The organism is Xanthomonas sp. DAR 35659 (assembly GCF_041242975.1).
Lineage (GTDB): Bacteria > Pseudomonadota > Gammaproteobacteria > Xanthomonadales > Xanthomonadaceae > Xanthomonas_A > Xanthomonas_A medicagonis.
Genome location: NZ_CP162488.1, coordinates 4,694,396 through 4,706,880 on the forward strand (window position 1 = coordinate 4,694,396; position 12,485 = coordinate 4,706,880).

Annotated in this window: 12 protein-coding genes; 8 read left to right on the plus strand and 4 right to left on the minus strand. The window is 71.8% G+C overall.

The genetic code is table 11. From position 1 onward, the window contains the following. Positions 1 to 24: 24 nt before the first annotated feature. The 3 genes from AB3X07_RS19885 to AB3X07_RS19895 form a co-directional block, all read right to left on the minus strand. A complete protein-coding gene (locus tag AB3X07_RS19885) occupies positions 25 to 1,473 on the minus strand; it encodes a UdgX family uracil-DNA binding protein (protein WP_369940555.1) in 1,449 nt (482 codons plus the stop codon). A gap of 110 nt (positions 1,474 to 1,583) precedes the next feature. Then, positions 1,584 to 2,828 (minus strand): putative DNA modification/repair radical SAM protein, encoded by a 1,245-nt coding sequence (locus tag AB3X07_RS19890; protein WP_369940556.1) that lies wholly within the window; start codon positions 2,826 to 2,828, stop codon positions 1,584 to 1,586. A gap of 103 nt (positions 2,829 to 2,931) precedes the next feature. Continuing rightward, positions 2,932 to 3,738: a DODA-type extradiol aromatic ring-opening family dioxygenase gene (locus AB3X07_RS19895; RefSeq protein WP_369940558.1), complete on the minus strand. Its 807-nt coding sequence runs from the start codon at positions 3,736 to 3,738 to the stop codon at positions 2,932 to 2,934. A 183-nt stretch (positions 3,739 to 3,921) separates the two neighbouring features. Between AB3X07_RS19895 and AB3X07_RS19900 the strand changes: the two genes are divergently transcribed. Together AB3X07_RS19900 and AB3X07_RS19905 are read left to right on the plus strand one after the other, a co-directional pair. Next, a complete protein-coding gene (locus AB3X07_RS19900; RefSeq protein ID WP_369940559.1) occupies positions 3,922 to 4,833 on the plus strand; it encodes a LysR family transcriptional regulator in 912 nt (303 codons plus the stop codon). A 130-nt stretch (positions 4,834 to 4,963) separates the two neighbouring features. Then, positions 4,964 to 5,533, plus strand: a complete 570-nt coding sequence (locus tag AB3X07_RS19905; protein ID WP_369940562.1) for a flavodoxin family protein — start codon at positions 4,964 to 4,966, stop codon at positions 5,531 to 5,533. An 80-nt stretch (positions 5,534 to 5,613) separates the two neighbouring features. On the opposite strand, the gene AB3X07_RS19910 is transcribed toward AB3X07_RS19905, so the two are convergent. Beyond that, entirely contained in the window at positions 5,614 to 6,528 is a 915-nt protein-coding gene (locus AB3X07_RS19910; protein ID WP_369940564.1) for a LysR family transcriptional regulator, read from the minus strand. Positions 6,529 to 6,637: 109 nt separating this feature from the next. Here AB3X07_RS19910 and AB3X07_RS19915 point away from each other — a divergent pair, with 109 nt between their 5' ends. The 6 genes from AB3X07_RS19915 to AB3X07_RS19940 all read left to right on the plus strand — a co-directional run bounded on the left by AB3X07_RS19915 (position 6,638) and on the right by AB3X07_RS19940 (position 12,355). Beyond that, positions 6,638 to 7,720: an aldo/keto reductase gene (locus AB3X07_RS19915; RefSeq protein WP_369940566.1), complete on the plus strand. Its 1,083-nt coding sequence runs from the start codon at positions 6,638 to 6,640 to the stop codon at positions 7,718 to 7,720. 240 nt (positions 7,721 to 7,960) lie between these two features. After that, complete coding sequence (locus AB3X07_RS19920) at positions 7,961 to 8,956, plus strand: aldo/keto reductase (RefSeq protein WP_369940567.1); 996 nt, start codon at positions 7,961 to 7,963, stop codon at positions 8,954 to 8,956. Between the two features lie 97 nt (positions 8,957 to 9,053). Then, on the plus strand, positions 9,054 to 9,755 hold the full coding sequence (locus tag AB3X07_RS19925; protein WP_369940568.1) for a glycosyltransferase: 702 nt from the start codon (positions 9,054 to 9,056) through the stop codon (positions 9,753 to 9,755). A 49-nt stretch (positions 9,756 to 9,804) separates the two neighbouring features. After that, a complete protein-coding gene (locus AB3X07_RS19930) occupies positions 9,805 to 10,251 on the plus strand; it encodes a GNAT family N-acetyltransferase (protein WP_369940571.1) in 447 nt (148 codons plus the stop codon). Positions 10,252 to 10,359: 108 nt separating this feature from the next. Further along, positions 10,360 to 11,376: a 3-oxoacyl-[acyl-carrier-protein] synthase III C-terminal domain-containing protein gene (locus tag AB3X07_RS19935; RefSeq protein WP_369940572.1), complete on the plus strand. Its 1,017-nt coding sequence runs from the start codon at positions 10,360 to 10,362 to the stop codon at positions 11,374 to 11,376. 1 nt (position 11,377) lies between these two features. Then, positions 11,378 to 12,355 carry an NAD-dependent epimerase/dehydratase family protein gene (locus AB3X07_RS19940; RefSeq protein WP_369940573.1) on the plus strand — a complete coding sequence of 326 codons (978 nt, stop codon included), beginning with the start codon at positions 11,378 to 11,380 and terminating at the stop codon, positions 12,353 to 12,355. Positions 12,356 to 12,485: the final 130 nt, after the last annotated feature.

A 12,485-nucleotide genomic window follows, 5' to 3' on the forward strand; every position in this document is an offset into this window, starting at 1 on the left:
GCCGAACGCACCCGTGCGCGGCGCTCAGCGCGGGACCGGCGCAACCACCGCGCGCGGCGTGTCCGGAGCCTGCGCCAGCGTCCGCAGGTCGTCGACGAAGCCGCGATAGGCGCTGGCCGCGTCGGCCTCGCCCCGCTGGCGCAGCACCCACGACGGATGCACGGTGGCCAGGGCACGGGTGCCATCGTCCAGCGCCTGCCACTGCCCGCGCTGGGCCATCAGCGCGAAGCCGCTCCCCAGCACCGCGCGCGCCGCGGTCGCGCCCAGGCACAGCACGATCCGCGGACGCACCCGTGCCAGTTCGCCGGCCAGCCACATCCGGCAGGCTTCGACATGGGCACGCTCGGGATTGCGGTGCAGCCGCGCCTTGCCGCGCTGCTCGAAGCGGAAATGCTTGACCGCGTTGGTGACGTACAGGCCGGCACGGTCGACGCCCAGCTCCTGCAGCGCGCGGTCGAACAGGCGCCCGGCCGGGCCGACGAACGGGCGCCCGCTCAGGTCTTCCTCGTCGCCGGGTTGCTCGCCCACCACCATCACCGCGGCGTTCGGCGGGCCGTCGCCGAACACGGTCTGGGTGGCCGGCTGCCACAGCGGACAGCGGCGGCAATCGCGCGCCGCCGCGCGCAGCGCATCCAGGCTGTCGTCGTCGGCCACGACCGGCGCCGGGGCCGGCGCGGGAATGCGCCGCCGCACCGGTTCCGGCGCACGCTCGGCCATCGCGTGCACGCGCTGGCCGGCCTCGCGGATCAGGGTCGGCAACAGTTGCGTCTCCGGCAGGTGCTTCCAGTACTTCTGCGGCATCTCCTGGCGCATCATCGTCGGGTTGAGCCGCGCCGGGTTGAAGATGTTGGCGTAGTAGGTCCGCCACAGCGCGTCCTGCGCATCGTCGGCCGGCGCATCGGCGCGCTGCGCGCCGGCGCCGAACCGCAGCGCCGCACCGTCCCATTGCACGCTGCGGTACGGGGTGAGGATCGCCCAGCGCATGCCGGCGAAGCGCCGCGCGAAGAACGGCGCGATGCGATCGACGATGTGGTGCTCCGGCTCGAACCAGGCGATGTAGGCCTCCTGCTCGCCCGGCACTTCGCGGAAGCGCACGAACGCCTTCATCTTGTGGCTGTCGCGGCGCACCGCCTGCGCCCACTGCTGCGCGCGGTGCACGTCGGCATCGGTGACCCGCTGCAGCAGCGCGCGCTCGCCGCCGGCGATGCGCCATAGCAGCCGGTACAGCAAGGCATGCCGCTGCGGATCGCGATGGCACAGCACCGCGCCGGCCAGCGCCAGGAACTCGGCCGACACGCGCGGCGGCGGTACCGTCGCCGCCAACCCGGTCACATCCGCGCCCGCCAGCAACCCGCCCTGCGCATCGCCGTCCCAGCGGATGTGCTCCGGCGCCGCTTGTGCGCACCACGCCGCGCGCGCCGCGTCGCGCCAGGCCTGCAGGCTCCAGGGCGGATGGACCTCAGCCTGGAACACTGTCCCGCCCTCGCCGCCGCGCATGCCATGCGCAGCGCCCGCCGGCGCCATCGCATGCGCCGGCCGTCGCGCCGGCACGAGCGGCCGCAAGCCACCGCCTCCACCCGCGCTCAGTCAAACAATCCCCCCTGGCGCGGCGCCGGTGCCAACTGCGCGCGCAGCCGCTGCGGATCGTCCAGCCGCCGCCGCGGATGATGGTCGAGCACGCTGACGAACGGCAGCAGCTTCTTCAGCGGCACCCGCAACCGCGCCAGGTCGCCGACCCGCAGCCGCGCGTGCCGGCGCGCCAACAGCAACCGTTCGACATTGCCCGTGCCCAGCCCCGGCACCCGCAGCAGCAACTCGCGCGCGGCGGTGTTGAGATCCACCGGGAAGCGCTCGGGGTTGCGCAGCGCCCAGGCCAGCTTGGGGTCCACATCGAGATCGAGCATGCCGCTGGTGGTCGGCGGGGCGATCTCCTCCACCGAGAACTCGTAGAAGCGCAGCAGCCAGTCGGCCTGGTACAGGCGGTGTTCGCGCTGCAATGGCGGCGCCAGCAGCGGCAGCTTGGCCGAGGCGTCGGGAATCGGACTGAACGCGGAGTAGTAGACGCGGCGCAGGCGGTAGTTGCCATACAGATTGTGGCTGGTGTGCAGGATCGCGCGGTCGTCGGCGCCATCGGCGCCGACGATCATCTGCGTGCTCTGCCCGGCCGGGGCGAAGCGCGGCGGCTTGGCGCGCACCCGGGTCTCGGCCTTGCGCGCCTCCTTGCCTTCCTCGATGCGCCAGCGCAGCTCGCCCATCGCCGCGCGGATGCCGCCGACGTTCTTCTCCGGCGCCAGTTGCGCCAGGCCGCGCTCGGTCGGCAACTCCACGTTGATGCTGAGCCGGTCGGCGTAGCGGCCGGCGGCGGCGAGCAGTTCCGGCGCCGCGTCGGGAATGGTCTTGAGGTGGATATAGCCGGCGAAGCGGTGCTCCTCGCGCAACAGCCGCGCCACTTCCACCAGTTGCTCCATGGTGTAGTCGCTGTTGCGGATGATGCCGCTGGAGAGGAACAACCCTTCGATGTAGTTGCGCTTGTAGAAATCCAGGGTCAGCTTGACCACTTCCGCCGGCGTGAAGCGCGCGCGGCGCACGTTGCTGGACACGCGGTTGACGCAGTAGGCGCAGTCGAACACGCAGAAGTTGGTCAACAGGATCTTCAGCAGCGACACGCAACGCCCGTCCGGCGTGTACGAATGGCAGATGCCCATGCCCTCGGTACTGCCGATGCCGCCGCTGCGCAGCGAATCGCGCTTGCCGGCGCCGCTGGAGGCGCAGGACGCGTCGTACTTGGCCGCGTCGGCGAGCACGGCGAGCTTTTCGAGGGTATTCACCCGCCGACGGTGCCGGCTCCGCGTCTCAAACGGTGAGACGCGGAGCAGCGATGGCCTTCACCGCCATGAACCGCTCAGTTCGACCCGACAGGACCGGCGGCGTTCAGGCCGCCGCGCGCGCTGCGGCGCCGTCGAAGCGGTAGATGTCCATCGCCAGCAGCCCGGCATCGATGCCGGCATCGATGCGCTGCGCGCCGAGTCCATCCGCGCCGGCCGCGCCCATCGCGAAGTAGATCGGCTGCCAGTGCTCGTCGGTGGGATGCGCGCGTTCGGCGAAGGGCGCCTGGCGGCGATAGTCGAGCAAGGCCGGCACGTCCTCGCGCAGCAAGGCCTGCTCCACCCAGTCGATGAACGGGCGCACGTAGGGCGCGTCCTTGCCGTCGGCGTAGCGGCCGAAATCGTGCAGGTTGTGGGTGATGCTGCCCGACCCGACCAGCAGCACGCCCTGCGCGCGCAGCGGCGCCAGCGCGCGGCCGACCGCCAGTTGGTGCGCCGGCCCCAGCTCGGGCTGGATCGACAGCGGCACCACCGGGATGTCGGCCTGCGGATACAGCAGCGACAGCGGCACCCACACGCCATGGTCGAGGCCGCGGCGCTCGTCCACGTACGGCTGCAGACCGGCGCGTTCGAGCCGTTGCGCGATCTCCTGCGCCAGCGCCGGCGCGCCCGGCGCCGGGTACTCCATCGCGTGCAGTTCGCGCGGGAAACCGCCGAAGTCGTGGATGGTCGGCGGCTGCGCCGCCGCGCCGATCAGCGGCCGCCGCCCCAGCCAGTGCGCCGAGGCGACCACGATCGCGCGCGGCCGCGGCAGCGTCCGCGCCAGCTCGGCCAGGCGCAGGCCGACCTGCCCCGGATGCAGCGCGGTCATCGGCGAACCATGCGAGATATACAGCGACGGCAGACGGGACATGACGGATCTCCAGAGGATGCGGCAATCGCGACGCGCCCGCCGCGGCAAGGCATGACAGGCCGTTGCGGGCGGCGCCCGCGGGTGCCGCGCGGCGCGGCATCGGCACCAGGAGCACAGGGTATTCCCGACAGCAGGGGAGATAAATTACGCTCGGCCCGGATATCTGTTTCAGGAACAGCAACAATGGATACGCTGGACGCGATGCGTGTGTTCGTCACCGTGGTCGATCGCAACGGCTTCAACGCCGCCGCCGAGGCGCTGGGCATGTCCACCGCCAGCGTCACCCGGCAAGTGGCGTGGCTGGAAAAGCGGCTCGGCCTGCGCCTGCTCAACCGCACCACCCGCCGGGTCAGCCCGAGCAGCGTCGGCACCGCCTACTACCAGCGCTGCCAGGTGCTGCTGGCCGAGTTCGACGACATGGAGGCGGCGGTCGGCGAACAGGCGCTGACGCCCTCGGGCACCCTGCGCATCAACGCCCCCTTCAGCTTCGCCATCGCCCGGCTGGGACCGCGCCTGGCCGGCTACCGGGCACGCCATCCGCAGGTGGCGCTGGACCTGTCGCTGTCGGACCGGCTGGTGGACATCGTCGAGGAAGGCTACGACATGGCGATCCGCATCACCCGCCAGGTCACCCCGACCCTGATCGCGCGCAAGCTCGGCGAGGTGCAGGCGTATCTGTGCGCGGCGCCGGCCTACCTGGAACGCGCCGGCACGCCGCGCCTGGCCGCCGACATTGCCGGGCACGAATTCCTGAACTACAGCTATTCGCCGCTGGGCGACGAACTCGCCCTGCAAGGTCCCGACGGCGAGACCCGGGTGCGCATCCAGGGCGGGTTGCGCGCCAACAGCGGCGACGTGCTGCGCGAGGCCGCCGTCGCCGGCATGGGCATCGTCCTGCAGCCGGACTTCATCGCGGAGAAGGAACTGGAGGACGGGCGCCTGGTGCGCGTGCTGCCCGACCACCAACTCGCCCCGATCGGCGTCTACGCGGTCTATGCCAACCGCAGCCACCTGGCGCCGAAGGTGCGCAGCTTCATCGACTACCTGGTCGAAGTCGGCATCGAGCGCGAGATGCGGGGCGACGCGGCCCCCTGAGGAACGTCGCCCGGCCGCCGCAGCGCCGGTCGGACACAACATCCTGCGCGTGGCGCTGATCGGAGCGGCGGCGCATGCGCACAATGCCCGCGCTTCCCCCCTCCCTTCATTCGATTCCAGGAGTTCGCCCATGAGCAAGATCGCGATCGTCTACTTCAGCGGCTACGGCCATACCGTCAAGCAGGCCGAGGCGGTGCACGCCGGCGCCGCCAGCGTCGGCGAGGCCACGCTGTACCGCATCGACGAGGACGGCAATCTGCCCGAAGACGCCTGGGACGCCATCGGCCAGGCCGATGCGATCATCTACGGCAGCCCGACCTACATGGGCGGCCCGGCCTGGCAGTTCAAGAAGTTCGCCGACGCCAGTTCCAAGCCGTGGTTCGCGCAGGCCTGGAAGGACAAGGTCGCCGCCGGCTTCACCAACTCCGCGTCGGTCAATGGCGACAAGTTCTCCACCATCGAATACTTCTGGACCCTGTCGCAGCAGCACGGCCAGATCTGGATCGGCACCGGCCTGCCGCCGGCCAACACCAAGGCGCACGGCCCGGCCGACGTGAACTGGACCGCCGGTTTCGCCGGCGCGCTGGCGATCTCGCCGTCGGATGCGTCGCCGGACGAAGCGCCGCGTGCCGGCGACCTGGAAACCGCGCGCCTGCTCGGCAAGCGCGTGGCCGAATACGCGGCCAAGCTGAAGGGCTGAGCCCAGTAGCGCCGTCGCCACCGCCACGGTGGCGACGGCCGTTCCCCGCCCCCCCGCGCGGCAGCGCCGGGATCGGCCGATCATCGCGGCGGCGACTCCGCCGCCGCGTTCGCCGCGCGCAGATGGTCGATGAACACGCGCAGTTTCGGCGCCAGGTGTTCGCGCGCCGGGTAGTACAGGTAGAAGCCCGCGAAGGGCTGCTGCCAGTCGTCGAGCACGCGCAGCAAGCGGCCGGCGGCGACGTCGGCGGCGACCACCGATTCGAAGCCCTGCGCCAGGCCCAGCCCTGCCAGCGCCGCGGCATGGGTCAGCCCGCTGTCGTTGAACACCAGGGTGCCGGTCACCTCCACTTCGAAATCGCGGCCATCGCGGGTGAATTCCCAGGCCATGCGCCGGCCATTGCTCATGCGATGCACGATGCAGTCGTGCTCGACCAGGTCGGCCGGCGTCTGCGGCGGCGGATGGCGCCGGAAATAGTCCGGTGCCGCGCAGATCACCTGGCGCTGCATCGGCCCCAGCGGCACCGCGATCATGTCGCGCGCCAGGCATTCGCCCAGGCGGATGCCGGCATCGAAGCCCTCGGCCACCACGTCCACCAGCGCCGGATCCACGCACAGTTCCACTTCGATCTGCGGATAGCGCGCCAGGAACGACGGCAGCCATGGCATCACCAGTTGATCCGCGGCGACCCGCGGCAGGGTGATGCGCAGATGCCCGGCCGGACGGTCGCGCACCGCGTCCAGGTCCAGGAACGCCGCCTCGATCTGCGCCAGCCCGGGTGTCACCCGTTCCAGGAAGCGTGCGCCGTGTTCGCTCAGCGCCACCCGGCGCGTGGTCCGGTGCAGCAGGCGCACGCCCAGTTGCGCTTCCAGCGCGCGCACCGTCTGCGACAGGGCCGAGGCCGAGACGCCGAGTTCGTCGGCGGCGCGGGTGAAGCTGGCGTGGTGGGCGACCCGGGCGAAGGCGACCACGGCAGGCAGGGGGTTGGCGACCATTGTGAAGCTCAACTTCAAGGAAGATGCGGACTATGCCAGTTTATCCGCCTGATCGGGCGGCGCATCCTGCCCGTCCCGCGGTTCCATCCGCTTGCCAGGAAGTCCCCTCATGTCGCTCGATCACTACCGCCTGCTCGGCCGCTCCGGCCTGCGTGTCAGCCCCATCTCGCTGGGCACGATGACCTTCGGCAACGACTGGGGCTGGGGCGCCGACGACGCCGAAGCCGGCCGCCTGTTCGCGCGCTACGTCGACCACGGCGGCAACTTCATCGACACCGCCAACACCTACACCAACGGCAGCTCCGAGACCCTGCTCGGCAAGTTCGCCGAGGGCCGCCGCGACCGCCTGGTGATCGCCAGCAAGTACACTCTCAACCCCTTCCCCGGCGATCCCAACGGCGGCGGCAACCACCGCAAGAACCTGCTGCAGTCGGTGGAGTCCAGCCTGAAGCGGCTGCGCACCGACTACCTGGACCTGCTGTACCTGCACATCTGGGACGACACCACGCCGGTGGAGGAAGTGATGCGCGGCTTCGACGACCTGGTCCGCGCCGGCAAGATCGTCTATGCCGGCATCTCCGACACGCCGGCCTGGCAGGTGGCGCGGATGCAGACCCTGGCCGACCTGCGCGGCTGGTCGCCGCTGGTGGCCTTGCAGATCGAATACAGCCTGGCGCAACGCACGGTCGAGGCCGAACTGGTGCCGATGGCCGAGGCGCTCGGGCTCGCGGTGCTGGCCTGGTCGCCGCTGACCATGGGCATCCTGACCGGCAAGTACAGCCGCCAGGACCTGGCCGCGGTGCAGCGCCGCGCCGCGGACGGCCAGGCCAGTGCCGAACGCGGCGATGCGGCGTATGCGCACGAAATGCTGACCGAGCGCGCGCTGGACATCGCCGAGGTGGTCAAGCAGGTCGCTACGGAGCTCGGCCGTTCGCCGGCACAGGTGGCGCTGGCCTGGCTGCTGCAGCGGCCGGGCGCCGGCGCGATTCCGATCGTCGGCGCGCGCACCCTGGCGCAGTTGGACGACAACCTGGGCGCGCTGGAGCTGCAACTGGACGCGCAGCAGTTGCAGCGGCTGGACGCGGTCAGCGCGGTGGCGCATCCGTTCCCGCACGCGTTCGTGCGCCTGCCGATGCCGCGGCAACTGGTCTCCGGCGGCACGCGCCTGCGCTCGCGCACGCCGGCGCCGTGAACCGCGCCGCCGAGGCGTGACCGAACGCTTCGCTGACCTTGCGCAAACACCGGCCATGGCAGGGTCGGGGCCTGCGCGGATCGCGGCGCGGCGACGCGTTTGCAGGATCGGACAAGGATCCTGCGCGATCGCGATAACGCCTCGCCGCGCCACGCTCGCATCCTCCGTTCCCCGCGACCACAACGTCCCCGCGCCTCGTTTCTTCCCCGTCGCTTCCCGCTTTCCAACAGGAGTTCCCCGATGCAAACCCGCACTCTCGGCCGCAACGGCCCCCGCGTGTCCGCCCTCGGCCTCGGCTGCATGGGCATGAGCGCGTTCTACGGCGGCCGCAACGACGACGCGGCCTCGATCGCGGTGATCCATGCCGCGCTCGACCACGGCGTCACCCTGATCGACACCGCCGACATGTACGGCCCGCACACCAACGAAGTGCTGGTCGGCAAGGCGCTGGCCGGGCGCCGCGACCAGGCGTTCCTGGCCACCAAGTTCGGCATCAAGCTCGATCCCAACGATCCCAACGTGCGTGGCGTCGACGGCCGCCCCGAGTACGTGCAGGCCGCCTGCGAGGGCAGCCTGCAACGCCTGGGCGTGGACCATATCGACCTGTACTACCAGCACCGGGTGGACCCGAACGTGCCGATCGAGGACACGGTCGGGGCGATGGCGCGGCTGGTCGAACAGGGCAAGGTGCGCTTCCTGGGCCTGTCCGAGGCCGCCGCGGCCACTATCCGCCGCGCGCATGCGGTGCACCCGATCACCGCGCTGCAGAGCGAATACTCGCTGTGGTCGCGCGATCCGGAGAGCGACCAGGTGCTGGACACGGTGCGCGAACTGGGCATCGGCTTCGTGCCCTACTCGCCGCTGGGCCGCGGCTTCCTGACCGGGGCGATCCGCTCGCCGGAGGACTTCGAGGCCGACGACTACCGCCGCCATTCGCCGCGCTTCCAGGGCGAGAACTTCGCCCGCAACCTGCAGCTGGTGGAACAGGTGCGCACGCTGGCCCAGGCCAAGGGCGTGACCCCGGGGCAGTTGGCGCTGGCCTGGGTGCTGGCGCAGGGCGAGGACCTGGTGCCGATCCCGGGCACCAAGCGCCTGGCCTACCTGGAAGAGAACCTGGGCGCGCTGCAGGTGACGCTGAGCGCCGAGGACCTGGCGCAGATCGACGCGATCTTCCCGGTGGATGCGGCCGCCGGCACCCGCTACCCGCCGGCGATGATGGCGACGCTGCAGCGCTGACCCGCTGCGTCGGTCCGGCCGCGCCGCGCCCGCGGCCGGCCGGCACGCGGCGCGGGCCGATTTGCCCGCGCCGCGCCGGCATCGCATGATGCCGGACGTGATCTCGTTCATCGTTCCCGCCCACGACGAAGCCGCCCTGATCGGCGATACCCTGGCGTCGTTGCACATCGCCGCGCAGGCGTTGCACCTGGAGTGCGAGACCATCGTCGTGGCCGACGCCTGCGGCGACGCCACCGCGCAGATCGCGCGCCGCCACGGCGCGCAGGTGCTGGAACTGCAACTGCGCCATATCGCCGCCACGCGCAATGCCGGCGCCGCCGCCAGCCGCGGCCGCTACCTGCTGTTCGTCGATGCCGACACCCGCGTCAACACGCCGCTGCTGGCGGCGGCGCTGCGCGCGCTGCACACCGGCGCGGTCGGCGGCGGCGCCCAGGTGCAGTTGCTCGGCGAGGTCGCCTGGCACGAACGCGCGGCGCAGACCCTGTTCGGCTGGCTGTTCCGCCGCACCGGCATCGCCCCGGGCTGCTTCCTGTTCTGCACCCGCGCCGCATTCGATGCGGTCGGCGGTTTCGACGAACGCTACTACGCCGGCGAGGACGTGGCGCTGAGCCGCGCGCTGGCCCGGCGCGGGCGTTTCGTGATCCTGCGCGAACCGGTGCACACCTCCGACCGCAAGCTGCGCAGCTTCAGCAAGCGCGAACACCTGCGCCTGCTGCTGCGGTTGCTGCGCCGCGGCCGCGGCATGCTGCGCTCGCGCGACGCGCTCGATTTCTGGTACGGGCAGCGCCGCGGCCGTTAGGCGCGCCGTCCACACCCCTACAGGCTCGGGCGCTTTCTACTATCAGCACATGAACGAGAACGGCAAGCTGGAGATCAGGAACGCGGTGATGGCGGACCGGCACGCCATTGCGGCGTTGATGGCGGCGCTGGACTATCCGGGCACCGAGGCCTTCATCGAGACGCGCCTGGCGCAGCTGCTGGCGCATCCGGACGCCGCCTTGCTGGTGGCGGCCTCAGGAGACGACGTCGTGGGTGTGCTGTCGCTGCATTTTCTGCCGCAGCTGGCGTTGGCCGGCGACATCGGTCGCATCAGCTACTTCTGCGTGGACGATCGCGCACGCGGCGCCGGCGTGGGGCAGCGCTTGCTGGCGCAAGGCGAGGCCTTGGCGCGGCAGCGCGGCTGCGACCGCCTGGAGGTGCACTGCCATCGCCGCCGCGAACGGGCGCACGCCTTCTATCGGCGGGAAGGCTTCGTCGAAGTGCCCAAATATTTCGCCAAGTCGTTGCGCGGCTGAGGACTGCATGCGATCTCCAGCGCCAGGCGACGGCGCGATCGTCCCGCGCGCAGTTGCCGGCGCCGATCCGCTGGCAGTACGCTGCGGCCCCCTTGCGCGAGCTTTTGCATGACCGTCGAACCCAGCAGGCCCATCGCGGTGCGCATCCTCGGCACCGGTGAATACCTTCCGGCCCGGCAGGTGACCTCGGACAGCTTCGACCGGCGCTGGGGCAAGCCCGCCGGCTGGACCCAGCGCCACGCCGGCGTCGCCGTGCGCCACTATGCCGGCGCCGACGAACCGGCCACGCTGATGGGCGAACGCGCCGCGCGCGCGGCGCTGGCGGCGGCGCACCTGCAGCCGTCGGACATGGACTGCGTGATCTCCGCCTGCAGCCTGATGGAACAGGCGATCCCGTGCAGCGCCGCGCTGCTGCATGCGCGGCTCGGCCTGCAGGGCAGCGGACTGACCGCATTCGACGTCAACGCCACCTGCCTGAGCTTCGTCGCCGCGCTGGACCTGGCCGCCTGCGCGATCGCCGCCGGCCGCTACCGGCGCGTGCTGATCGTGTCCAGTGAGATCGCCAGCGTCGGCCTCAACGGCGAGGACCTGGACACCGCGCCGCTGTTCGGCGACGGCGCCGCGGCGGTGGTGCTGGCCGCCGACGACGGCGACAGCGGATCGCGACTGCTGGCCGCGCACCTGGAAACCTATTCCGAAGGCATCGAGCATTGCCGCGTGCGCGCCGGCGGCACGCGCCTGCGCCTGGAGCACGGCATCGACGCGTTGCGCGCCGGCTCGCTGTTCGAAATGAACGGTCGCGCCACCTACCGGCTCGCCGCGGCGAAGTTGCCGGGGTTCCTGCAGCGGCTGCTGGACAAGGCCGGGGTCGAACTGGCGCAGGTGCAGCGGATCGTGCCGCACCAGGCCAGCGCCAAGGCGCTGCGGCATCTGCAGGTCGCGCTGCGACTGGCGCCGGACACCCTGGTCAACGTGATCGGCACGCGCGGCAACCAGATGGCCGCCTCGATTCCGGGCGCGCTGCACCAGGCCATCAGCGGCGGTCGCATCGTGCGCGGCGACCTGATCGCGCTGGTCGGCTCCGGCGCCGGGCTGGCGTTCGGCGGCGCGGTGCTGCGCTACTGACATGGCGCGCGTCCTGGTCACCGGCGCCTCCGGTTTCATCGGCGCGCATGTCGTCCGCGCCCTGGCCGCCGAGGGCGTGCTGGTCCGCGCCAGCGGCCGCAACGCCGCCGCCCTGGCCGCCTTCGCCGGCGACCCGCGCATCGACGTGGCCCGCGCCGAGCTGTGCCGCGACGACCTGGCGCCGCTGCTGCATGGCTGCGACGCGGTGATCCATTGCGCCGCGCTGTCGGCGCCGTGGGCCAGCGCCGAGCTGTTCCGCCAGGCCAACGTGGTCGCCACCGAGCGCCTGCTCGCCGCCGCGCAGCGCGCGCGACTGCGCCGCTTCGTGTACTTCAGCTCGCCCAGCATCTATTTCCGTTTCGCCGACCAGTACGACGTGGGCGAGGACTTCACCCCGCCGGCGCGCTGGATCGGCGGCTATCCGCGGACCAAGTGGGAAGCGGAGGAAAAGGTGCGCGCCGCCGCCGCGGCCGGGCTGCCGGCGCTGGTGCTGCGCCCGCGCGCGGTGTTCGGCCACGGCGACAACGCGATCGTGCCGCGGCTGCTGGCGGTGGCGCAGCGCGGCTGGTTCCCGCTGGTCCACGGCGGCCGCGCCATGATCGACGTGTGCTGCGTGGAGAACGCGGTGGCCGCGGCGCTGGCCGCGCTGCGCGCCGAACACCTCGGCGACGGCCGCGCCTACAACATCAGCAACGGCGCGCCGATCGCGGTGCGCGACCTGCTCACCCAACTGTTCGCGGTGTTGCGCCTGCGCGTGCGCCTGGTCCCGGTGCCGCGCGCGGTGGCGCTGGCGCTGGCCACGGTCGGCGAGCAGATCGCCTTGCGCCGGCGCGGGCAACCGGAGCCGCGCCTGAGCCGCTATGGCATCGGCGTGCTCGGCTACTCGCAGACGCTGGACATCGGCCGCGCCCGGCGCGAACTCGGCTACGCGCCGGTGCTGTCCACCGCGGCCGGGCTGGCGGCCCTGGCGCGCCAATGAGATCGTTGCCGCCTGCCGGCGATGGCGCTGCGCGCGCACGGCCGCGCGCCGCGTCGCGCGCAACGATGTCTGCATCCCTGCGCACCGCATTCGTCGCACTTGCGCGCATATGCAGGCGCCGCGCGCACGG